The organism is Streptomyces sp. NPDC001604 (assembly GCF_042893475.1).
Lineage (GTDB): Bacteria > Actinomycetota > Actinomycetes > Streptomycetales > Streptomycetaceae > Streptomyces.
The window spans coordinates 59,800-82,694 of sequence record NZ_JBIAUY010000027.1; the positions used below are offsets into that span (position 1 = coordinate 59,800).

Here is a 22,895-nt window from a genome sequence, read left to right on the forward strand (position 1 = left end):
TTCGTCGGCCGCTTCCGGAGAATGGTGCCGTGGAACGGCAGATCGACTTCTGGCGCGAGCGGCAGATGCTCTGTGGGCGCTGCAATCATCGGTGGCGCGTCGATCTGGACTGGATCGATCGGTGGGAGCAGGAGGAGGAGATCTGCCCCGGCTGCGGCATGACCTGCGAGCACGAGGACTCGCCCCGGGTGACGGTCGACCCCGATGACCCGGCGCTCGACGACTACCGGGTCGCTCAATTCTTCTGGTACCACACGAGCACGCAGCCGGACTGGCCGACACGGGACTTCGACCCGGCAGCCGTCCTGACTCCCGAGACCCGCAGGATGATGGGCGGAGAGCAGCAGGTTTCCGCGTGGGCCGCGCGCCAGCGAGCGAAGGCCCTCCACGTTGGCACGTACGAGGCCGCTGTCCACAACATGCTGCGTCGGATCCGTGATCAGGCGGACCGGGGCAACCAGTTCTATCTGTATCGGGTCCGTCTGAAGCCATGCGTCGTGGTGCGGGAGGGGTGGCTCGTCGACCCCAGCAACTTCGTCGGCGACGTCGGGCTCGAGGAGGTCTGCCCACCAGGCGTCGATGTCGCCCGCTACCTGAACTACCACGAGGATCCGGGAGGGCTCTCGCTCGCGGTGGGCAGTGGCGCGATCGCCAGTGTTCAGCGGGTCGCGGTTCCGCTGCCCGACACCTGGGATGGCGGCTGGGTGCGCGATGCCATCGCGGCTCTCGAAGGCGTGAGCGGCACCGCCGTACCGGCGACCGGCAAGCCTGCCCGCCGGATGCGGCCGTCATCGTCGCGAGCCGTCCTGGGCCGAGAGCTCGGTGCGTCCCTGGCTGGCAGACTGCCGGTCAACCTCCAGGACCAGTTCGTGTCGGCCGCGGCGCCAGCGGAGGGAGAGGATGCAGAGCGGTGGGCGCGGCGGACCAGCGGTCTGTTCGATCTGATCGACGATCCGACTCGCGTGCTGGCTGCCCTCGACCAGCATGATCCCCGGGAGGTCTGAGAACGGCCTGCCCGCTCCTCAGGGGCAGGGAGCCCTGGGGCCGCCGTCCGTCTGCCTGGTTGGCCCCCCGAGTCGGGAGAGCGTGAGCAGCTCACACGCAGCGGAGCGTCATGCTGAGCGCGGAGACGATGACGGCTTGGGAAAGTCGTTTCCATCCGATTTCGTTATCCCGGTCAAGTGCCGCCGTGTCGAGACCGTCGAGGCCATCGTAGATTTCGCGAATCGCGCCGTGCTTCCCGGCGCGCACGGCTTACAGGAGGCGCAACATCTGCATCTGGAAGGGCATGTACGTCACCCCCGCCTGAGGATGACAAGGCCGCGCACCGCAAGGTGCGTGCCCGGGGGAGCATGTGATCGGCCGGATGAAGATTTACAAGGTCCTCCGCGACTGCCGACAGCGCGGCGACGGCCTCCACCACGCCGTCCAGGCCGTCGCCCATATGCACAACCTCGCCATCGCATCATGACCAGAAGACCGCGACCACAGGCTCTGACCTGCCCGAAAACGGCCTTGTGCAACACCCTTTAGGCGACAGGAGCTGACTGTGGTTTCGGCTGTTCGTCGCCTGGAGGCGCTGGGCCTCTACGTGATCGTCGGCAGAGGAGAGACGCAGACGCGTTGGCCGCTGAGACGGCGCCAGCCGCATGACCGCGGCCGCCTGGTGGCCATTTGTCCCTGAAGCGACTAGCGAGCGCGGTGGACGAGGACGGCACGACCAGCGCGTAGCGTATCCGGGAGGTCTGACTCGTCATACGGCGCAGCAGCTGCCCGTAGGCGATGTCGGCGTCGGTGCCCCTCTCGCTGGTGCGGCCCTTGACCCCGCATATCAACCGCTCTCCGCCGTGCACCGCTTCGACGTCAGCCCAGGGGTTCTGCGGGATCGACCGGCGTCCAGTCCTCGTCCAGCAACCATGTACGGAAGGCGTCGGCGACCCGGTCCTCGTCGCTGCTGCGTGCCAGCATCTTCCGCAGTGCCCCTAGATCCGCCTCCTGGTTGCGGCGCAGGCGTCCGCGGCCGTCAGCGTCGAGGTCGGCCGGGCGGATCGCGATCAGCCTGAGCCCGTGAGCGGGGATCTCGGTGTCGCGGCGAGCGTCGTACAGAGCCCGTTGCTCGCCCCGGTGGACGCCGCTGACGGTGAGCTTGTCAGGCTTGTCGAAGTGGGGCATTGGCTGGTCGTGCTGCAGCTCCCGGTATTCGACCACAAGCCGGTGGCCGGGCCAGTACGCGTCGACCGGCAGATTGGCACGTCGCCCGCTCGTGCCGGGGTCTCCCAGCAGCCAGTCGAACTTGTGCTGGGTCAGGGCCGTCTCGCCCAGGATCTGATCGCACAGGCCGACCACATACGCCTCATCACTGTCGTCTCTCGTTGCCATGGCGAGGCATCATGCGAGCTTCCGCTGGCAGCGGCCGACGAACGTCCCCGGCCATGGACCTCGACGGGGGCCGCTTTGACCGTGACCTTTCTCAACTGGCGCGACGCCACCGGTAGTCGCTGCCCGCGCTGTATCGGCACTGCATGCGGGATCCGGCGCTGGTGTAGCTGTACAACCCAGGATCATCGCACCAAGAGCCGGGAGGTACGGCCCTGCCGGGGGTGCTGTCCCTGCCACCCGCAGTGTCCTCTTCGGCCTCGAACGTGGGGGTGTCGGTCCCTTTGCCGTATTGGTCGGTCGGAGTGACTTCCGGCCTTTTCGAATTCCCATAGCAGGTGTTATGGGCTGCGGGTCGGCGTGGCCGGCTTCGGCGGCGCGTTCGTCGGCGAGGCGGCGCAGTTCGGGCAGCGCGCGCCGGTACTGGCCGTCGTCTATGAGGGTGGCGGTGCCCCTGTGCGGTCACAGCACTTTCGCCCTGTCTTCGAGACGGTGTTGACAGTGCGCCCAGGGGCGTCAGCTCGGCGCAAAGGCGGGTGCTCAGTCTGCGAGCTGTCCGGCCGGGCGATTTTTCGCGTCGGTTCGCGCAGCGACGCGGGCGGCAAGTTCGGCACCAATGCGGGCCAACGGCCCTGGGCGCATCATGTCGCCGTGCCGACACGGCACGTCGATGACATCAAATAGTCCCATGGCCGCCAGAGTTGTTCTGCCGCCCAGTCGGGCGCTTTGCCAACCGTCGCCACGAAGACGAGTACTGATCTATTCGGACTGTTGTCGGATGCTGATCCCTGCGGTAGGCCGGTGGCATGCGGTACGCGCAGGGTGGTGGGCTGACCGCCGAGCGGCGGCGGTTTCGGGAGCGGATCCGGTACGAGGCCGGTGAGCGGTTCGCGTGGGGTGAGAGGACCGCGGTGATCGAGAGGGATCTGTGGGTGAGTGAGCGGTCGGTGGAGCGCTGGCGTCATGCCTGGCAGATGGGTGGGATGGATGCCCTCGCCTCCACGGGGCCAGCGAAAGTTCCCAAGGTGTCCGACTGCCAGTTCGCTGAGCTGGAGCAGGAGTTGGCCCTCGGGCCGGCCGAGCGCGGCTGGGAAGACCAGCGGTGGACCCTGGCACGGGTCAGAGCGCTGATCGCGTGGAAGTTCGGCATCGGCTGCTCCTCGGCGACGGTGTGCGGCTGCTGCACCGGCATGGCTGGTCCTGGCAGTCTCGGGCGGAGTCCTCTGGTCTCTCGTCGACTTCGCCTGGCAGGGGCGGCAGGACTCGAACCTGCGGCATCCGGTTTTGGAGACCGGCGCTCTGGCCATCTGAGCTAGGCGCTTTCGGTGGGAGTCAGCGTGGCATGACCGCCCAGCTCGTCTCCAAGGGTTTTCTGTTCGGAGGAGCCGAGGAAACCGACGACCTTGCTGAGGATGCGCGCGCCGTCGCCGGGGGGCGGTTCGAAGGACGGGCTGCGCGGCATCAGCCATACCTGTCCGTTCAGTCGTTTCAAGACCTTCACGGTGGCCTCGTCGTCCAGGAGTGGGTCATGTCCCGCTGGCGAGCGAGAAGCCGGGCCTTGGGCATGTGCTGAAGGGGCTGGCCCCTGTCGGTCTGGTGCTGGCGCACCGGCGTGGTGGGGGGCCGTTTCTAGGCGGCGGTTGGCTTCGACACGGTCGGCTTGCGCCGGAGCAGGGCTTGCAAGCGGTCCCGCTGCTCGGGGGGTGGTCAGTGGGGCGCCTGGTTGGCCAGTTCCTGAGCGTGGGAGCGCCGAATGTCGGCGATCCCCGCAGCGGTCAACGCCATCAGGCCACCCTCTGGAGCGGCACGCCCGACAGCCGGTCGCTGCTCATCGCCGTCCTCGGACTCCCACCACTCGGCGAGGATGCGCAACGCGTGGGCGTCTGAAGTCCTGGCCCGCTCGTACGACCACAGCTCGTAGCGCTCCTGCGGCTTGCTGAGGGGATGGTACGAGCGCAGACTGCATACGATCACGCCAGTGCGGTCCAGGTCATTTGCCAGATCGTCGGGCGGCTGGAGGTCAGTGCCGTGGAAGGGATTCACCGCCAGGACGCCGACAACCCAGTCCTCCTCGTCCCCGCGTTGATCGGCGGCCTCGATGATGTACCCCAGCACTTGCAGCGGGATGCGGCCGTCGAATCGGTCTCGGGTGACTGACCGTTCGACCAGCGGACGGAAGTAGCCGCGGCTGGGGACGTCGAACTGTCGGTAGAGCTGCTGCAGCGATCCAGGGTCCAGCGGCACCCCGATGAGCTGGAAGGAGACATTGCAGCGCATGACGTGACGTGTTTCTTCTGCGGAGATGCTGCCTGACACGGTGTAGAAGCCGCCGTCACAGACTTCGAAGTACACGAACTCCTCGCTGTGGTGCGGATCTTCAAGCTCACTGGTCCGTTCTTCCCAGTCCTTGAGGGCCTCGGCAAAGCCATCGGCACCACAGCCATGCCAGTTCCGGCCATGCTGCTGGATGCTCCATTGACTCCGCTCTCCCATCCACCCGAGTTCGTTCAGGGCGTCAAGGAGGCGGAGGAGGTCAGGCTGGCCCCATGCGGCAACCGGCATATCCAGGCAGACGCCGCTTCCCGCCGCCGGCACCCAGTCGACATCGGGCAGGTCGAGGCAGAAGACCCCGGGGCTGAACCCTCCTGCTCCGTAGAACCATGGCACCGTGTCCCCGCTGCCGTTGAGCAGCCTGTAGCGGCTCACGGGCAGCTTTCCTGCCGGCTTGCGCGAACTGAGGGCGGCCTCCTCGGCCTCACGCTCCTTTTCGCCGCGATGGACACGCCCGTGGACAACGAGTTCATCGTGTTTCAGGCGCAGAAGGCGGTCCAACTCCTGCGGGTCCCTCAGAGACCTGAGGATGTCGACCTCATCGAAGACGAGGACCAGTCCATCCCTGCGGTCCCCGACGATCGCCTCGTCCGCTTGCTCGGTGATCCCGGACATGGTGAACAGCAGAGCCACAACAGTGCCGTCGAGACGACCCAGGCGGCTGCGGACCGCATCTACTACCCTGGATCCGGCAGGTCGGCGCTCCCACTTCGCTTCGACGAGATAGTGGCGGCTGTGGGAGATGACCGCGAAGTCGGTCTGGCGGGGGCGCGCCATCCTCGGATTGTGCACGACTTGGTAGTGGGCCCGTCGAAACATCCGCTCCAGCAGTGATTCGAGCTTGTAGCCGCGGCGCTGCGTGTTGGGGACCGACCGCAGGGCGGCCAGATCCCGGAGCAGATCCGACTCGTGCCAAGGCGCGATTTCGAGGTCGTCGTCCGCCGCGTCAGGGCGTTCCTCTTCGTGGATGGCCATGACTAGTCATCTTGGCGCACGGCTACGACAACGCGGCCCGTCCAGCGGGGCCGGCTGCCCCAAACCACTTGTTGCTCAAGGCCCGTCATCACGAGGTGGCGGGCTTCCCTCATGCCGTCACATGTCGAGACGGGTGGTTGTGGCCGCGTCGACGGGCTGGGTGTCACGTGCCGATCCTCCTGCCTACGCCGACGCTGGCCCGGTCAGAGCCGGACCGCGCCCGTCTGGCCGGACCGCGGCGATCCGGTCGAACTGCACAAGGCCAGGGTGCTCCGGCAAACCTTCGCAGCCATCTGGTTGTCGAGGAGTGAACTCCTGCTTCCCGTGTGGACGTCCACGGAGTTCGGCTTGGGATGTAAGGGGCGTGCCACTTCTACGTTAGGGCAATGGTGTTGAGGCGAGCGCGCGTGAGTGCCACGTACAGGGCGCGGTGGTCAGCCCGTGCAGGGTCGAGGCCATGTGCCAGGGCTGCAACGTCTGCCGGGCTCAATCTGACGGCTACGGTGTTCCACTCGCGTCCCTTGGACTGGTGGGCGGTAAGGCCAGGTATCAGCTGGTCCTTTGCGAGCCGGAGTTGTAGACGATTCAGGGCGCGAAGTGGCTTGCGTGTGAGCTGGGTTGAAGCGATTGCCGGGATGTGCACAGCGAGACTGCGTGTCAGCTTCTGCCACACTACGGCCGGTTGGTCGCCGTACGTGAGGTCAGTTATCGCGGACTGCAGGCAGGGGCGGAGCGTTGTCGCCAACACTTCCCTTTCCAGCCCGAGCGTGACCAGAGTGTCATGCAGAAACACTGCCTGCATGCCCAGCGCATTCTGTGCCATCTCATTGAGGAGCAGAGTGCAGATCGCCTCTTGAACCTGACCGACACCTGGCTTGATGGCGAGGGGCAGGACGTGTGGATCGCATTCCCACAGTGCCTTCCATTTGAGGGCGAGGACGATATCGGCATCGCGGGCAGAGCCGGTTGGCAGCGTGACGGGCAGGCTTCGGCGTAGGCGCCGTGCAAGCCATGCCTGTCTGTCGGATCCCCACCGGAAGGAGTTGTCCAGGTGGTGTGTGACGAAGCCGTTCTCGCTTATGTAGGCCGCCATGGCAGCGGGACGAGCGCCTCTGAACTGGTAGAGGGCCTGCCAGGGATCGCCGACCAAGGTGAGAGAGCTGGATGCTGATGCAACGAGTGAGAAGATGTCCCGGTCCAGATCGTTGGCGTCGAACACCTCATCTACGGTCAACGAGCGCACCGTGTTCTCGAAGTACGAGATGAGTGCTCGGCGTGCGGGGCCAGCTGTGAGAGCCCCTTGAAGAGCCTCCCGTACGTTGTCATGGGTACACGTGCCGGCCGAGACGGCTCCTTTGAAGTGCAGAGCTGAAGGGTGGCTGGTGTCCTGGGGCTCGTTGACGGTTCTTATGACGACGTGGCCGCCGTCGACCTGCAGAACGGGTCTTATGCGGCCGGGTTTTGTCGGCAGGACCGTCCGCCATGAGTCCAACACGTCAAGTTCCGTGTGTCCTCCTGGCCAGTGCAGAACACCTTCATTGAGTAGGTGGAAGAGCAGGTCGCACAAAAGGGTGTCCAGGGTTACGACGCGGTGTGGCCAGCGCAGGGAGGCCGAACCCCATTGTCGGGCGACGCGCGTTCGTAGTTCCTCGGTGGCTGACCTGGTGAAGCTGACTGCTACGACAGCGCGTGTGTCGGTGGGGGCGGCAAAGCGGTGCAGGCCGAAGCGCAGGGCCGACACGGTGGTCTTTCCGGAGCCGGGTGCCGCTTCGACGTAGACGCGGTCACGGGGGCTGCCACTCGCGGTGAGCTGTTGGGGTGTCAGTGCATGGAGCCCGGTGCTGGATCTAGGCATTGTTCTGTTCCTGCGGCCGGGCTCCGGGTATCGCTTGCGTGGGCCAGCTTCCTGGTTGGCGTCCTGCCGTGGGGTTCTGCCGGATCGGATGTGAGCGCAGAGGATCGTCCGAGTCCGCGGTTTCCTCGGCTTCGCCTGCCGCGGCACTGAACTCGAACTCGTGCTCGGCGTCGATGGGCTCGTCCTCTGGCCAGTACGCCGGGTCGTCGAGGTCGTCATCCCAGTCGATGACGTCAGGCAATCGGTCCCAGATGCTGTCGGGCGCAAGCCACTCGGGCGGTTCCGTGGCGGCGTCTTCGGCCGTCAGATCGCTGGGGGAGTCTGGCACGGCCGGATAGAGGAAGTCGAAGAGGTCTTCAAGGTGATCGGGTACGGATACGTCGGAGAGGCCATCGTCCGCCTCGCGGTCGGCGTCGTTGGCTTCCCGGAGCGCCGCGGCGAAAGCGAGGGCAAACTCTGCCTTGCGCCGCGCGCCCCGGCCTTCTCTGACTGCGTCCTCGCCGTCCTTTGCAGACCGTCGGCTGGCGAAGTAGGACCGCACGCTGTCCACGGTGACTTCGGCTAAAGGATGGCTGGGGTCGACCGCTTGTTGGGCTTTCGCGACAAGGTCCTCGTTGCCCGGAGTGATCGCCGGCTCAAGGGTGGGATGACTGATGAAAACCCGGACCACGGACGAGTCGTGCTCCGCCGCCCACCTGGGCACGTCGCGTGCACTGTCGAAGGGAAGGTCGCTGTCGCTGTCACGGAGGATCGCCAGCTTCGTGCATAGTTCCTTGCCCGGTGTCGCCAGGAGATGGGCGGGCCACTGGCCGACTTTGGTGCCCATCGGGACGATGCTCAGGGCATCAATGAAGGCTTGCTTGGTTTCGTCGTCACCGGCCCAGGCGCGGCCGAACTCACGCACCACCACGCCCTCGGTAACTCCTTCGACCAGGAGCAGACGTTCGGCGAAGAGAGCCGACGAACGACTTGCGTCCAGGTGCAGTCTGGCCATGCGGAGCGTAGCATCGCGATGCTGGTCCGGGACGACGTCCTTGACGCAGTGGCTCACGTTTCCATGGTCGGTGCGACGCACGACGACGAGTTCGGTGGGGTCGCAGGCTGTGATGATGTCAGTGGCGTGACTGGTGAGGATCACCTGTAGCTCGGGGCGCGCCTTGACGACTCTGCGCAGGTAGCGGACCAACGAGTGCTGCAGTTGTGGGTGGAGATGGGCTTCTGGCTCCTCGATGATGACCGTTGCGTGAAACGGGGCCGTGGAGAAGAAGGAGTCTTCCTCGGAAGCCGCCTCCGCCTGTGCTTGAGCCAGGTTCTCGAACGCCTGCCGCGCCTGGTCCTCCTCGGATGGAAGTTCGCGCTCGCCGCTCTGCGGTGAGTTCGTTGAGGCGAGGGGAACCTCGGTGGAATCAGGTATCGCAGCCAACGTCACGGCAATATGCAGCAGGTTGACGTACCCCAGGCCAGAGACTTCCAGAGGCCGGGCTGCGGAGCGACCCTCGATCACGGCGAGCATGATCTCCAGGACGCGGGCGAGATAGGTGTCGTCGATCACCTGGCCTCGCACATAGGGCCACTGTCGGCTCACGCCGGCGGACAGTCTGCCCAGCTGCTCGCCAATGCGTGCCTCAACGGTGTCTATCAAGCTGTCCTTGGCGAGATCCTCCAAGAGCCGTGAGGCACGGGCCCGTAGAGCTACCAGGTTGCGGCTGCCATGGAGTTCCTGCTGCCGTGCGCGTAGCAGCTCCACCAGGATGCGCACCTCTCGGCGCGCCAGTTCGTCCAGTGGTTGACGCCAGGCGGGAAGATAGATCAGCTTGAACTGGTCGATCTTCCGGGCGAGGCCGTGGCTGCTTGTCAGGCGCGAGGTAACTGTTCCCAGTTGTCGGTGAAGGGAGACACTCCAGGACTCAGCTTCTCCGCCCAGCCGGCGGTGCCCTGTGGTGTGAAGCTCGCGGCCGAGGCGTCCCTCGGCGTGAAGGTCGTCGGCCAGGGCGTACGAGATGTCGATGCTGCGCTCGACGCCGGCATCGGGCGACGCCAGCGCGGCTGAAGTCGGCCTCGGGAGCACCGGAAACCGGTTTCCCGGGTGCGCGAGGTAGATTGCGTCGGTGAGTGTGGTCTTGCCCGCGCCGTTGGGCCCGATCAGCACACTGAACCTGCCCGGAAGGTCACAGCTCATTGGCGTCTCTGCGCTCGCGCGCAGACCGCTCACCTTGACGCGACTCAGATGCATGGCAGGCCCCCCGATCGACTCCGTCACTCTGGCAACATCATCGCTCAGCGGTCCGCTGCACTACTCAGTCGCCCCCGCTTCGCGGAGCAGCCCGCTGCCCGCCGCGCTGCTGAGCAGCTGGCCAACGAACGGTTTGGCACAGGAATGTGAGAACGCTTCGACGGCGCGCTGAACCTTCCCCTCGGCGGTGGAGGGGGTGTGAAAACGCAGGGCTGATGCGGGGTGTTGATATGTACGGTTGCTGAGGTGAACACAGATGCAGCATTTGACCCACGTCGCCTCGGGGTGCCGAAGGAAGTCGTGGACGAGGGCGCGCGCACCCTTCGCCATGCTCGCACATCCCTCGAAGCCTTCGTTGCCAGCCTCTCCGAGGGGGGCTCCGTCGACGGGATGTCGCCCGCCGATGCCAGCTGGGTCAATTCCTCCCACCACCGGCATCGCACGGCACGTTCCCGGTTGTGGGCCTGGGCGGGCTGGAGCACGCAGCTCACTCTGGGCAACATCCTCGATCATGTGCAGGCAATCGAGCGGACGCTGGTGGGCGAGCCTGTGGCCATTTGGTCACCCGTCTCACTCTCGCGTGTCGTGCAGGAGGGCACCATCCGCGTGTGTCACCTCTACGAGCCCGGACTCAGCCCGGAGCGGCGTGCAGTGCGCATAGCAGCAGCATGGCTGAACGGAGCCCGACAGCATCAGACCGCGGCGAAGGACGTCGGCGCGCAGGCGGTTCCTGGGGCTGACAGGATCTGGCAGTCCGCCGAGCAGACCGCACAGCGTGCCGGGATGGCCATCGGCCTGGATTCGAAGGGCCGTCCGAGCTCGGCAGTGCTGGGTTCGGCGACAGCACCGTTCGCGGTGAACCTCACCGATATCGCTGCTAAGCGAACGACGCATCTTCCTGCCTGGTATCGCATATCATCCGCCACCTCGCACAGCACCGTATGGATGGTTGCTCAGGCGTTCGCGTACGACGAAGAGGACCAGCCGGTCTTGCAGGCCGACCCGGAAATCGTCACCGCGGCGGTCCTGGCCGTCCTGGGAGCCTTCGAGGACCTCGTCGAAACTCTGGGGGCCTACTACGGAAAGGATGCACATCAGGCGCTGCAGACTATTCGCCGCCGGACCGTCGCGGTCCTCAACCGCCAGCGCAAGTGGCGCCAGCAAGCTCAGGCCCATGCACACCAGGCCGCAAGCACGGGTCCGCTGACGTGAAAGGGGGCGCGCCATTCGGACCGAACGAGGTTCGCCTGCAGCCCGGTTGCAGTGCCCGTTGGTGGTGGTCTTCGGTCGTACAGCCACTGCCCTCATGCTTTGCGCCAGGTCAAGACGGTGACCGGGATACCCAGTTCGGCCAGTGCGCCGGGAGAGACGCGCTCGCAGGCCGTGTTGTAGGCGCTGGCGAAAGCGGCATGGCCAACCAGCCACGGCGCAGGTGCGTGGTGGAGGTTCAGCACGGCGAAGGCGCCGTCGTAGTGGATGCGGCCCTGGAAGAGGCCTTGCTCGGGCAGGGTGGTTGCCACTCGGACGCGTTCCTGGTCCTCAACTTGCGGTGTGGATTGACCTTCCCCTCGTAGCGTAGAGACCGTGACTGCAGGGGAAGTTGGGAGTCATGGCGGGCAAGAGACGTAAGTTCGACGCGGAGTTCCGTGAGGGGGCTGTGCGGATCGTCGCCGAGACCGGCAAGCCGATCGCGCAGGTCGCGAAAGACCTCGGGATCAACGAGACCACGCTGGCCAGCTGGGTGTCCCGGGCCCGCAGGGCCGGCGGGGCCGGGACGGCCGACGAGAGCGAGGAACTCGCGCGGCTGCGGCGGGAGAACGCCCAGCTGAAGAAGGACAACAAGGAGCTGGTCATGGAGCGTGACGTGCTCAAACGCTGCATGGTCTTGTGGGTGAAGTAGCTGCGGCGGACCCGGCCGCCGTGGTCGGGGCGATCAGCGACTGCAAGACCGGGGAGAACATTCCGTATCGCATCGCCTGCCGGGCGCTCGGCGTGTCGGAGGCGTGGTTTTACAAGTGGCGCCGCAGACCGTCCGAGCCGACGAAACGCGAGATCAGACGCGCAGAGCTGACCGAGAGGATCCGCTACTTCTTCGATCGCTCGGGCCAGACGTACGGCTCGCCGAGGATCACGCTGGATCTGTGGGAGGAGGGCTGGCAGGTGTCGCAGAACACCGTCGCCGAGATCATGGCCGAGCTCGGCCTGCAGGGCCCGCAAGCCACCTCGCCGACGACGCTCGCTCACCCGCCCCGGCAAGCGGAGGACTGCTCCTGACCTGGTACGACGCAAGTTCGACGCCGTCGCGCCCGACGTGCTGTGGTGGGGCGACATGACGGAGATCGACACCGGCGAGGGCAAGCTCTACCTCGCCTCCGTCCACGACGCCTTCTCTCGCCGTGCCCTGGGTTACGCGATGGGCGAGCGGCACGATGCCGCGCTGGTCAGCGCCGCCCTGCAGATGGCGATCGCGACCAGAGGCGGCCAGGTGGACGGCGTCATCTTCCACGCCGACCGCGGCAGCGAATACACCTCCGAGGCGTTCCAGCAGCTGTGTGGCCGCTGGGGCGTGGTGCAGTCGATGGGGAGGGTCGGGTCGGCCTTGGACAACGCCGCGGCGGAGTCGTTCCACTCGGTCCTCAAGGTTGAGTACGTCCACCGGCACCGCTTCGCCACCCGCACCGAGGCGAGGCTGAAGACCGCCACGTGGATCGCGGACTTCTACAACACGAAGCGGCGCCACAGCGCGGCCGATGGGAAACCGCCTGTCGAGTTCGAACGGATCATCCAGGAAGCGCGAGCCCGAACCGATCAGGAAGGCCGGGCCGCATAACCAACGTCTCTACGCAACCAGGGGATTGACAGGATCGATCCAGAGAGTTGCGCCTCGATCACGACTGCGGTTGCCTCGCAGCCTTCATAACCAAACGGTCCGACCAGGTACTCGCGCGTGTGGTCACGCGCGGACACGTCGACAGACGCCGCCATCGTCTGCAACCGCTTTACGCTCTGCGTCGCCGGGGTAGCCGGCGATCTTCACGCAGAGGTCCATTTTCTGGCCGACATGGCTGAGCTTCACCGGTGTATCGACGGCGAAGGGCAGCTCTTGAGGAGACACTGCCGGTGGCACCGCCCTCACCGTCGACTACTACGCAAGCGGCAGTGATACCGAGCCGATGCAGACGCCCGCCCCGAAAATCACCGACAAGTCGCAGGATATGCTGCACAGATGGGGACGGCTAAGCCGGACCGCGCGCTCACGGCTCGTCTTGCGGCGGCATAGTAAAGGTTGCCCGTCGTGTCATTCGTTGCCAGCAGCGAATGACACAGGACCCAAGGGGGATTCCCCGAAGGCGCTGCCTGCGCGGCTCCAGCAAAGGTAACGCCCATCCCCAACGGCCCACGCACACCAGCCTTCCCGACAACCGAGGCGCCACATGAACTTCCGAACCGCAGCGATCCTGGCCACCGCGATGAGCGTCCTGGCACTGACTGGCTGCGCCAGCGGTAAAGCCCCCGACGTGATCGAGCAGGTTACGGGCGGCGGTCCCGCAAAGACGACAAACTCGCCTTCAGCCAGGCCGTCCGGTCAGCTCGTCGCCAGCGGCTTCGGTCAGCAGGACGAGTACGTGTGGGTTACTTCCCTTGTCCGCAACACCTCCCCACACGTCGGTCAGACCGTGACCGTACAGTTCAACGTCCTCGACGCGAACGGCAAGATCATCAGCAGTGGAAGCCAGGTTGAAAACTTCAGCCGACCTGACCAGTTGCTCGTCGTTGGGACCCAGGTCGAAGTGAAGCCGAATGAGAAGGCTGCGAAGGTCAAGGCCACGCTCCTCGTCGAAGACGAGGGAACCTTCTCCACCAGACCGTTCCCCAAGATCCCGACCAGCGCCGTCCACGTCAGCAAGGGTGAGTACGGCGATACGACCGGCAGCTTCGAGGTCAACAACCCGACCTCGACGCCGCTGAAAGACGCACGTGTGGGGATCATCTGCTACGACGCGAAGCGCAACGTGACCGGCGGATCCTCCGAATACCCCGACCTCGTACCCTCGTCCGGGAAGATCCGCGTCGAGTCCACCCTCAACACGCTCGGCACTCCCGCCACATGTGACGCCTACGCGGGACCCGGCATCTGACCAGGCCACCCTTCCGAGCCTCTCCGTTGGGCCCTCGGAGACGCCCGCCCGTGATTGCGAGGGCGTCCGTGGGCGGCCTCGCGCGTCAGCCCGGGACCGCTCCGCTGGGTGATCCCCACGTAGCAGTCCGCCGCCGGGTCGTGGGTTCCAGCCACGCGGCGACAAACGACCGTGGGGGGCGGTGAGGATGGGGACGTCAGTGGCTGTTTTCGGTGGGAAGGCAGTTGCCGGAGGTGAAGAGCTGGGGCCATGCGCTGTTTCCCTGGTAGGCGGCGATGGCCCAGTGGGTGTAATCCCAGTGCTTGTTGGAGTTGTACTCGGCCAGCAGCCTGGGGCAGGCGGTCTTGATGACGACGTCCTGGAAGTGCGTCTGTTGGGCGCGGCCGGCCAGGGCGCCCGAGCCGTCCTGGGCCCAGACGTACATCATCTTCTGGACGGGGTCGAAGCCGAGGGTGATGGCGTCGTCGCGGTCGAAGGGCTCCAGGCCGTGTCCCTCGGCAACGCGTGTGTTCCAGGCGGCTGTGATCGCTTTGACCGTGCCGCCGGCGATGCGGATCTCGTCCATGTCGCTGCTGGGTATCTGGGCGGTGACGATGCCTTCGTCCGTGCCCTGGCGTTGTCCGGCTTCCTCGGTGTAGCAGCCGTCAGTGGCTTTGCCGAAGCCGAGGATCGTGGCCTCGTTCTGGCCGTCGTAGTCCTTCCAGTAGGCGGAGAATCGACCGTACGGCCAGCTGGTCGGCGAGTCCTTGAGCTGGTGGGCGAGGGTGATGCAGGCGGCCATCTCGCCGGCCCGGCGGAAGACCTCCTTGTAGTCGTCGGTCAGGGTGGAGATGGGACCGCCGGTCACCATCACGGTCTGCGCCTGACGGTTGAACGTCACCGTGGGCGTCATGAAGGACATGTCCTTGGTGGCGAGTATGGCCGTCATCCGATCGCGGATCGCCGCTGCGGCGCTGACTTCCGCCGCTCCGGCAGCGTTCCGGCTGGCGCTCCACTCGCCGGGGACGGGCTGGGTTTCGTCGTCCGAGCGGGTGAAGGCGGGATTGGCCACGCCGGCCAGCGGGTCGGTGGGGACGGGAATCGTGCGCGGGTCGGATGCCGCCTGGTCGGTTACGTCGGTGCCGGGCACGGTTGAGGGCGTCGAGCCGGCTCTCGTGCCGGGATCGCGATCTTTCGCGGCTGCCGCCGAGGGGGCGTTCTCGGAAGCGCTGGTGTCAGGACTCTCGTCGTGTCGGAAGGCCATGACTCCGCCCACGGTTGCGCCGACGACGGCTGCCGTGACCAGGACCGCTGCTAGGGCTCGACGCCGGGAGGATTTCTCAGGGGCGGCGGGCAGGGGCCAAGGGAACTCCTCCGGGGTGGGCACGGACCACTGTGCTGTGACCAACTCCCCCATCAGCGTGGGGGCATTGCCTGCTTCGGCCACAGTGTGGTTGTCACGTATCTGGGTGGACTGGGCGGCCAGCAGCAGTGCGCAGGCCTCGGCTGCCTCGGCGGCGTCCGGACGCTCGGCGGGATCCTTGGCGAGGGCTCGTGCCACGATCTCCTTGAGCGTCTCGGGGATCCCGTTCAGGTCCGGTTCGCCCGAGGTGACGCGGTAGGCCACCGCTTCGGGAGCGCCGCTGCCGAAGGGAAGGCGGCCGGTTGCCGCGTAGGCGACGAGTGCGCCCCAGGCGAACAGGTCGCCGTCCGCTGCGGTGACGCCGCTTTGGTAGTGCTCGGGGCTGATCCAGCCCGGGGTGCCGGTCAGGATGCCGGTCCGGGTGACGCTGGTGCCGTCGGCGGCGTGCGCGATGCCGAAGTCCAGCATGCGGGGCCCGGCCGGGGTCAGCAGTACGTTCTGCGGCTTGACGTCCCGGTGCACGACACCTGCGGCATGGATCGCCGCGAGGGCCTGCGCGGTCCCGGTGGCGAAGGCGTACAGGGTGCCGCCGGTCAGCGGGCCGTGAGCGGTCAGGTGCTGGGCGAGGGTGGGGCCCGGGGCGTAGGCGGTGGCCAGCCATGGGGCCTCGGTATCGGGGTCCGCTGCGAGGAGCGGCAGCAGAAACGGGCCCTGGACGCGGGCGGATAGCCGAACCTCTCGGCGGAAGCGGGCCCGGAATTCAGGGCCGTCGGCCTGAACGGGATGGATCACCTTCACCGCTACGCGCTCCCCGCTGTCGCTGAGCGCGGCGTACACGGTTCCCATTCCGCCCGCACCGAGCCGACCGACCACGCGGTAAGGGCCGACACGAGAAGGGTCACCGGGGCGAGCGGGCTGGATCCGCCCGCTGAAACCAACAGCGCTCACCGTTTGTCCGATCGATCAGTGTGGGGAGGCGTGTGAGGCTGGATGGTATATCGCCTGCGTCGCTGTCAGTTGAAGTCTGTCCGCCGCTACGGGGCAGATGGCTGCAGAGGACACCGTTGGCGAATTCGACGGTGTCTATGCGGGGCTCCGGGGGCTGAGGCGGAAGGTGCGAGTGGGTCCCGGCAGCCAGGCATCGGTTCTGTTGAGGTTGAGGGGCTGCGGCGGTGAGTGCAGCCCTTCCGGACGCGAGTCGGGCCACCCCGGCGGTCTGGACCGAAACCTCACCTGGCAGACGTGGACGCAGCGACACCTTGATTACCTCACGCTCGCGCTCCCACACAGTTTCGGACATCGTCTCGCCGCCGCAAGGTCATTTAGCGACCACGACCGTGTCCGATGAGGGACATCACCGCTACCGGCCCCATTGGGCCGGTAGCTGGTTGCACGCATGCAGGAACTACTCGTCTCGGAAAGGTGGGATCTGACGCATGGCCAGCACTGTGCCGTCCCGGCCGATCGAGACAACGCCGCCCCAGGTGTGGTCCCAGAATGTTCCATGTTCCTTGGCCCTTCTCGCATGGACCTGATGCCGGTAGGCGGCTATATCGGCCTGCCGTTTGGGCTCTTTCCTGGTGACGAGGGAATCGAGGACGTCGGCTGCGACGCCGGAGAATGCCTGTACTCGGTTGCCGTTGAGCCGAAAGACGTGATCCGTGCCCTCGAATTTCTCGCCCAGCAGGGTGTAGTCCTGGTCCTGGACGCTGCCGGAGGCGGCGTGGGCGAAGCCCTGGAAGAAGTCGCTGCCCTGGCGGGTGGTGAGGAGGGCGGCGGTGGATTCGCCGTCCCCGGCGAAGGCTGTCAGGCTGGCGGCTCCGACGCGGGCCAGGACACGCTGGAACCACGCGTAGTCCTTGGGGTCTTTGGGGCCGACTTGGCATCCAGGCTCGGATGAGTCGGGGTCTTTGCCTTGTCCTGGTTTGAGGATGCCGATATCCGGGTTCTTGCTGCCTAGGTCCAGGCCGATGTCGGTGGCGGGGGTTCCGTCGGGGATGTGCAACCAGCCGCCAGGGGCCGTCGACATGCAGGACGTGGACAGTGAGTGGGTCGGTCAAGGCGATCTCCGTGCTGAACAGCAGGGCCGGGGTTTCGTTCCAGGCTCCGATGTGCACTCCGTCGGCGTGGACGGCTGCGGAGGCGAGCTGTTCGTATGCTTTCTGCCGGTCGCTGTGGTTGCCCTTGCAGGCGATGGGGATGACGCGCGAGGACTCGCCTGGCTTCCAGACCTCGGCGAAGAATTGCGGGCGGTAGGGGTAGCCGACGGTCTTTGTCTTGTCCTTGTCGCGACTGGTCAGCGTCCAGCCGGCCCGTAGGGCAGTGTCGGCACGGACGATGGAGATGCTGTGGTCCGGATAGCGGCGCGTGAGGATCTGTTCGCTTACGGCCAGTGCGAAGGCGTGTCCCAACTCCTCTGACTGCAGCGCCTTGTAGTACATGGCGATCCGTTTGCCCTCGTCGGACAGGCCGAGCAGGTTGCCCTCATGCGACAGGGCGAGCTGGGTCTTGGTATGGGCGCTGAGAGCCTGGCAGTACTTCAGGCTGCCCCAGTGCTCGGCCAGTCCGCGTGATGCACCGCGCTGGGACAGTGCCAGCCCGCGGCCCAGATGGTGCAGGACGTCCCAGAACGTCAACGTGACGGACGGGCCGACCTCCGTGCCGGGGAGCGGGCGCAGGCCTGGTTTGCGTCGCAGGGGCTCGTAGGTGTCTCCCGTCTTGGTCTTGCCCTCGTCCTGCCGCTTTTCGAACGTCTCGCGGCGCTCCCGTTCCTTGTCGGCGGCAGCCTCGTCCACCTTGCCCACGAGCTCCTGCGTCGAGTGAACCGCTACGGATATCTGCTGCCTGAGACTGTTCAGGACCTCTTCAGTCTTCGGAGTGCTTGCCACGACTGCCCTCCCCACGTCGGATGTCCCGGTCGACCACCGGTGGCCGATCGGTCATTCAGTCGAACAGTGGCGCCAGTGCGTTGGGGCCGGCGAGGATGCGCCAGGCGGGAATACGTACCACGTGTGTGACTGGACCGGCCTTCGCACCCCGGCCGCCTGAGGGAAGCCCGACGAGCAGACCGGCCCGGTCGTGTACGAGCCGAAGGTGTCGTGCCGGATCACGGTCCGGCTCGGGGCCGGTGTCGACGACTACCGCGGTGTTGCCTTCGGCCGCGGTGAGCAGCAGGTCGATGCGCTGTCCACCGACCATCGCATCGCGTTCCAGCTCGACAACACCGCGTGCGGCAAGGACCTGTTGCACGGTGTCGGTGAGATCTCTGCGGTGCCGGTCCTGCCGGAGGCGAGGCTCCGGCACGGGAGTTGGCTGCATGCTGATGGTCTGTGCCGGGTCCCACAGGAGTGAGCGTGAGGAGAGCAGATGGGGGAGCCCAGTCTCCTGTTGCCAGTAGACGTGGTTGCCCACCGTGATCAACTGGGATTTGGCGCGCGTGATCGCGACGTTCCAGAGGTTGACCTGGCTGGACACCCAGTGGGCCGTGCGTTGCGGAGTGTTGGCGGTGGCTACCGGGCTGAGGATCATCACATCGCGCTGACCGCCCTGGAAGGCGTGCACCGTTCCCACCCGGACCCGGTCGCTGCCGATCATGCTCTCCAGGGCGTCCTTCTGCGCGCGGAACGGTGTCACCACGCCCACGGTCGCGCTCTCGGGCAGGCGGCGAAGCAACGCCCGGACGATGTCGGCGACAGCGGCAGCCTCGGACGGGTTGCGCCAGGACTTTCCTCCCGGGCCGCGTGCCGACTCGCCGGAGGGTACATTCGCCCAGGCCAGTACAGGGGTCACTTTCCCGGTGTCCATGAGATCGACGGCGGGTACCTGCCTGCGCACGTCGGTCATGATCTCCAGCGCGCCGGAGTAGCAATGGCCGTTGACGATGTCGGCGATTTCCGGGTGGCAACGGTAGTGCTCGTCGAGCAGCAGCGCACTCTCGCCGTTCTGCGCGGCGGCGTGGTAGGAGGAGTGGACGTGGTAGGCGAGGCGCCGGTCCTCCAGCCAGGCCGCGCTCAGCCCCGCCCTGGTGCGGGCCTGGCGTTCCTGCTCCGGCGAGATGCCGGGGATGTGCGTCAGCTGCATCGGGTCCCCGATGATCAGGGCCCTGCGGGCGCGGAACAGCAGGGGCAGGACCGCCGCGATGGAGCACTGGCTGGCCTCGTCGATGACGACCAGGTCGAAGAGTTTCGGATCAGACCTCAGCTGGCGCACTGCATGGGTGGTGATCGCCCACCCTTTGAGGTGGCGCAGCAGGTTCAGCTGGCTTCGCTGGGTCCCTTTGCGCTGACGCAACGTCTGAAGCCGTTGGTCCAGCAGCGATCGCCCGCGCTCAAGCACCTCCGCCGACACGGCCTCGCACAGCTCTGTGGACAGCTGGACCCGTGTCGTGGCGCAGTCTGAGCGGGCCTGGCGCACGGTTTCCTCGTCGTAGGCGAGCTGAGCCGGCGTGAGATCACGCACCTGGCGCTCCAGGCCGGTCAGATCCGCCAGGTCGTCGAGCAGGTCCGACGCAACGGGCCGTTCCCCCACCCATGACGGCAGTTGCAGCGCTGCATCGGTGCCGGCAGCCGCGACGAACGTCTTCATGGCACGCGACCGGCGCCAGCGCCCCCGCCAGCCGCCCACCGTTGCCGCCCGGCGGGCCCTCATTTCCCAGCGGGCCAGCGCCGAGAGGTCGCCGGATTGCCACAACCGTGACAGGAGCGGCACCGGAAGCTCGACTTTGCCGGCCACCTCGGCGCGCTGCGACAGCACTCGGGCCAGCCGCACCTCACCCTCGACCTGCCGTCCGGCCTGGTCGCGCAGCGCGGCCGCGCGCGAGCGGAGGTTGCGCAGTTCACCCGCCACGGTAGCGGAGCTGCGCCCGGGCTGGGCGGGCGGTGCGGACAGCAGTTGCTCTAGCTTCTCGGCCTCCTTGACCAAGGCCTCGACGTTGCCGGTACGCATCAGCAGGCCAGGAGCGATGTCGTCGCAGCGCTGGGCGACGACGTTCACCGCTTCGTTGTTGGTAGACGCCACCAGAACCGACTCACCTGCCGCGAGGCAGGTGGCCACCACCGAGGTGACGACCTCACTTTTTCCCGTTCCGGGCGGACCGGTGGCTACGGTCAGCGGCCGCGTCATCGCGGAGACGACTACCTGCTCCTGACTCTCGTTGGAGGGTCCTGCCGACACAACGAGAACGGGATCCGTTGTAGGCACGGGGGCGCTGCCGTTCAGGAGTGCGTCCAGTGCGGTACCGGGCATCTCGTCCGTGCGGGTGGAGATGGCCAGGAGATTCTCCACGACGCCATCGGTGGCGAACCGTTCCACGCTCGACGGGGCCAGGAGCACGGCAGCGTTGTGCGCGCCGGGACGCAGGGCCTCGTGCACCGAGTCCGCACTCAAGGCGGAGGCGTCGAGCGGTTCAAGCTCCGGAAGTCCCAGGACGTCGAGCAACTCCCGTATGGCTTTGATCATCTGTGCGTCGTTGCCGTGCTGCCATGTCGGCTGCCAACGGGCCAGGAGCTGGGCGGCCTCGTCCTCGGAGAGAAGCTCGGTCACCAGCTTGGTGTGCAAGGACGGTACCCCGCTCGGGCGGAGCACCGCGCGGCCGCTCTCGTCCGGAGCCAGCTCCATTTGCTGAATCAGCAGCGGGGCGATGCCCACGTCCGTGCGCCGGCTGCCCTCGCCGCGGGAAGGGAGCGTGATGGCGGGATACCCGTACCAGTACTCGTGCTGATCGGCGGCGCGCCCTGAGCCATTCTTTACCGTGGTGCCGCCTGATCCGTGCGCACCAGGCAGGTTACTGGGAGCCGGCAGTACTGGGCTCAGACCGGATTGAACGGTCTCGGGTCCCTCATCTATCAGGAAGTACTGCGAGTTCCGTCCCGCCCGCCGGTCGGGCAGCATGCTCGCCGCGGCCTGGGCGCTCAGGCACTGCGCGTAGTAGCGCAGCAGGCGCTGCCAGTCGTTGGCGTTCTCACGGTCAGCCGCAACCCGCTCGCGAGCTTTGAGGTGAGCCGCCGACGGCGGGGGCGGTTCATGCGGCGGAGCGGGCAGATGGACCGGGCGGGCCACGGACCGGGCGAAGTACAGCGTGTGGGTGGCGCGGATGGTGGACTTGGTCGGGCATTGCTCCTCCGGCACCCCCTTGCGCACCATCTGCGCGGTCAGATACTCGAAGAGATCCTCCGGCGATATCCAGCCGCTGTCCTTGATCCGTCCGTTCCGCAGTCCTTCGACGATCTCACCGGTGAATCGCGAAGTACCCAGCGTCGATCCTTCGGGAGCCATGGCGGAGGCGGCCTGCAGCGCGTCCGAGGCGGTGATGAAGTAGACGCCAGTGGGATGCAACAGGGTGCTGCGCTCCGCCTCGTCCGATTCCGCACCCTTCCGGCCCTTGGCATGCCAGCCCTGGACAACGGAACCGCTGGCACAGCAGTCCAGCAGCACGATCTTGGACGCGGCGCGGCAGGACTGCAGAGTCCGCTCCAGGAACTCCGCCGACACCGCCGTACGGGGAAGATCGGCCGGGTCGCTGTCGCGGGTCAGGAAGTACAACTGGTTGTCGGCCTCGCAGAACTCCCCGTGCCCGCTGAAGTACAGCAGGGCACTCTCACTTTGCTGGCGCTCTTCGAGGAACGACTCGATGGCGTGCAACATTTCCGCACGCGTCGGCTCCGGCACCATCTCGCAGTCGTTGTACTGGCCGATCTCCGTGCTCTGCAGAACAGCCTGCATGTAGTGCAGATCGGCACGGACCGCCGGAAGGTCGTGATAGTGCTCGCTGTCGTACGCGGAGACGCCGATCAACAGGGCGTAGCGGTCGTTGTTTTGCACTCTCGGTCAGTCCGCCGTGGACGTGTCGTCCTGGCCCGGCGCGTCGTGGGCGGTGCTCCCGTCCGGCGGCAGGGATCGCTCGGCCAGGAACCGTTCGAGGCGTGCGTCGTCCTCACGTGCCTCACGGCCTGTGATGCGCAGGGTGGACCCGTCGGGACGGGTCGCGATGATGGTGCGCTGAGGGATCTTGGCCAGCCATACCTGGATGCAGGCGGCTGCAAACGAGCCGGCACTCAGGACCAGGCCGACGACCTCCGAGACGTCGCCGCCCTTGTCGGTGCGCACCGAGGCGCTGGCCGAGGGCAAGCGCAGGGAGGCCGTCGGATCTGTGTCTGAGACCTCGGTCAGCAGTTCGCGGGCGTCGCTGCGAGCCCGTAACGGATCCTCGTCGATCACAGAGATCAACAGGCGCGGCAGGCCTTTGTCGTCGTTGCTCACGCGTCCCCCTGCGCTGTCAGCTGTCGCCTCAGATGCCTAGGGAAAGTACCTGACGGGACGGGTATAGAAGCGTGAACTTTCCGGAATCTGCCGATAGTTGACGCGAAAGCTACTTCGCCCTCGCATACATCATCGACCGGCGGACGATGGCGCCTTCGGTCGGCCAGGTTCCTCCCAGCACCGTGGATCAGTCAGGGCGAGGCCCAGGTCAGAATGGAGCGGACAGAACGCGAGCCGATCGCTGATAGCGCCACTTGCTTCGGCTGGCGGGCATATGGTTCGCGAGGTGGCACTACTTTCGCGGGGCACGGGAGACGTGCCATCCGGGGGATGCCCGGCAGTGGTGACGCAGTTACCTGGCGGCTGACGCAGCGGAAGCGGGAAGAG

18 protein-coding genes and 2 pseudogenes are annotated in these 22,895 nt (G+C 66.5%); 9 read left to right on the forward strand and 11 right to left on the reverse strand.

The features are described 5' to 3' along the window. Positions 1–29: 29 nt before the first annotated feature. Positions 30–1,004 carry a hypothetical protein gene (locus ACFY1E_RS44265; protein ID WP_389087296.1) on the forward strand — a complete coding sequence of 325 codons (975 nt, stop codon included), beginning with the start codon at positions 30–32 and terminating at the stop codon, positions 1,002–1,004. Between the two features lie 91 nt (positions 1,005–1,095). On the opposite strand, the gene ACFY1E_RS44270 is transcribed toward ACFY1E_RS44265, so the two are convergent. After that, positions 1,096–1,251: a hypothetical protein gene (locus ACFY1E_RS44270; protein ID WP_389087426.1), complete on the reverse strand. Its 156-nt coding sequence runs from the start codon at positions 1,249–1,251 to the stop codon at positions 1,096–1,098. Positions 1,252–1,325: 74 nt separating this feature from the next. Here ACFY1E_RS44270 and ACFY1E_RS44275 point away from each other — a divergent pair. Next, positions 1,326–1,471, forward strand: a pseudogene (locus ACFY1E_RS44275) (IS5/IS1182 family transposase); the annotation flags it as partial. A 392-nt stretch (positions 1,472–1,863) separates the two neighbouring features. Here the strand turns inward: ACFY1E_RS44275 and ACFY1E_RS44280 are convergent. Continuing rightward, positions 1,864–2,379: a hypothetical protein gene (locus ACFY1E_RS44280; RefSeq protein WP_389087299.1), complete on the reverse strand. Its 516-nt coding sequence runs from the start codon at positions 2,377–2,379 to the stop codon at positions 1,864–1,866. Between the two features lie 357 nt (positions 2,380–2,736). Here ACFY1E_RS44280 and ACFY1E_RS44285 point away from each other — a divergent pair, with 357 nt between their 5' ends. Together ACFY1E_RS44285 and ACFY1E_RS44290 are read left to right on the forward strand one after the other, a co-directional pair. Then, positions 2,737–3,060: a hypothetical protein gene (locus ACFY1E_RS44285; protein ID WP_389087302.1), complete on the forward strand. Its 324-nt coding sequence runs from the start codon at positions 2,737–2,739 to the stop codon at positions 3,058–3,060. Between the two features lie 122 nt (positions 3,061–3,182). Next, on the forward strand, positions 3,183–3,692 hold the full coding sequence (locus ACFY1E_RS44290) for a hypothetical protein (protein WP_389087304.1): 510 nt from the start codon (positions 3,183–3,185) through the stop codon (positions 3,690–3,692). Here the strand turns inward: ACFY1E_RS44290 and ACFY1E_RS44295 are convergent. The 4 genes from ACFY1E_RS44295 to ACFY1E_RS44310 form a co-directional block, all read right to left on the reverse strand. Next, positions 3,689–3,868, reverse strand: coding sequence for a hypothetical protein (locus ACFY1E_RS44295; RefSeq protein ID WP_389087306.1), 180 nt, complete (start codon positions 3,866–3,868; stop codon positions 3,689–3,691). The two genes, ACFY1E_RS44290 and ACFY1E_RS44295, sit on opposite strands and share 4 nt — an antisense overlap. Before the next feature lie 215 nt (positions 3,869–4,083). Next, a complete protein-coding gene (locus tag ACFY1E_RS44300; protein ID WP_389087309.1) occupies positions 4,084–5,682 on the reverse strand; it encodes a restriction endonuclease in 1,599 nt (532 codons plus the stop codon). A 373-nt stretch (positions 5,683–6,055) separates the two neighbouring features. Then, positions 6,056–7,537 (reverse strand): UvrD-helicase domain-containing protein, encoded by a 1,482-nt coding sequence (locus ACFY1E_RS44305; protein ID WP_389087311.1) that lies wholly within the window; start codon positions 7,535–7,537, stop codon positions 6,056–6,058. Beyond that, complete coding sequence (locus tag ACFY1E_RS44310; protein WP_389087314.1) at positions 7,530–9,797, reverse strand: ATP-dependent endonuclease; 2,268 nt, start codon at positions 9,795–9,797, stop codon at positions 7,530–7,532. The genes ACFY1E_RS44305 and ACFY1E_RS44310 overlap by 8 nt, the downstream gene beginning before the upstream one ends. 219 nt (positions 9,798–10,016) lie before the next feature. Between ACFY1E_RS44310 and ACFY1E_RS44315 the strand changes: the two genes are divergently transcribed. Beyond that, positions 10,017–10,982 (forward strand): hypothetical protein, encoded by a 966-nt coding sequence (locus ACFY1E_RS44315; RefSeq protein ID WP_389087316.1) that lies wholly within the window; start codon positions 10,017–10,019, stop codon positions 10,980–10,982. A 92-nt stretch (positions 10,983–11,074) separates the two neighbouring features. Here the strand turns inward: ACFY1E_RS44315 and ACFY1E_RS44320 are convergent, their stop codons facing one another. Beyond that, a complete protein-coding gene (locus tag ACFY1E_RS44320) occupies positions 11,075–11,290 on the reverse strand; it encodes a hypothetical protein (RefSeq protein WP_389087318.1) in 216 nt (71 codons plus the stop codon). Positions 11,291–11,379: 89 nt separating this feature from the next. Here ACFY1E_RS44320 and ACFY1E_RS44325 point away from each other — a divergent pair, with 89 nt between their 5' ends. The 4 genes and pseudogenes from ACFY1E_RS44325 to ACFY1E_RS44340 all read left to right on the forward strand — a co-directional run bounded on the left by ACFY1E_RS44325 (position 11,380) and on the right by ACFY1E_RS44340 (position 13,909). Continuing rightward, positions 11,380–11,670, forward strand: a complete 291-nt coding sequence (locus ACFY1E_RS44325) for a transposase (protein ID WP_389087320.1) — start codon at positions 11,380–11,382, stop codon at positions 11,668–11,670. A gap of 92 nt (positions 11,671–11,762) precedes the next feature. Beyond that, positions 11,763–11,975: pseudogene (locus tag ACFY1E_RS44330) on the forward strand (IS3 family transposase); the annotation flags it as partial. Beyond that, positions 11,908–12,600: an IS3 family transposase gene (locus tag ACFY1E_RS44335; protein WP_389087418.1), complete on the forward strand. Its 693-nt coding sequence runs from the start codon at positions 11,908–11,910 to the stop codon at positions 12,598–12,600. The pseudogene ACFY1E_RS44330 and the gene ACFY1E_RS44335, both read left to right, overlap by 68 nt. Positions 12,601–13,204: 604 nt before the next feature. Further along, positions 13,205–13,909, forward strand: a complete 705-nt coding sequence (locus ACFY1E_RS44340; RefSeq protein ID WP_389087322.1) for a hypothetical protein — start codon at positions 13,205–13,207, stop codon at positions 13,907–13,909. Positions 13,910–14,105: 196 nt separating this feature from the next. Here ACFY1E_RS44340 and ACFY1E_RS44345 read toward each other — a convergent pair whose 3' ends face one another. From ACFY1E_RS44345 to ACFY1E_RS44360, 4 genes are all read right to left on the reverse strand, one after another. Then, complete coding sequence (locus ACFY1E_RS44345; protein WP_389087325.1) at positions 14,106–16,097, reverse strand: serine/threonine protein kinase; 1,992 nt, start codon at positions 16,095–16,097, stop codon at positions 14,106–14,108. Between the two features lie 559 nt (positions 16,098–16,656). Continuing rightward, on the reverse strand, positions 16,657–17,280 hold the full coding sequence (locus tag ACFY1E_RS44350) for a hypothetical protein (RefSeq protein WP_389087327.1): 624 nt from the start codon (positions 17,278–17,280) through the stop codon (positions 16,657–16,659). Positions 17,281–18,194: 914 nt separating this feature from the next. Then, a complete protein-coding gene (locus tag ACFY1E_RS44355; RefSeq protein ID WP_389087329.1) occupies positions 18,195–22,070 on the reverse strand; it encodes an AAA domain-containing protein in 3,876 nt (1,291 codons plus the stop codon). 6 nt (positions 22,071–22,076) lie between these two features. Then, positions 22,077–22,508, reverse strand: coding sequence for a hypothetical protein (locus tag ACFY1E_RS44360; protein WP_389087332.1), 432 nt, complete (start codon positions 22,506–22,508; stop codon positions 22,077–22,079). Positions 22,509–22,895 lie beyond the last annotated feature (387 nt).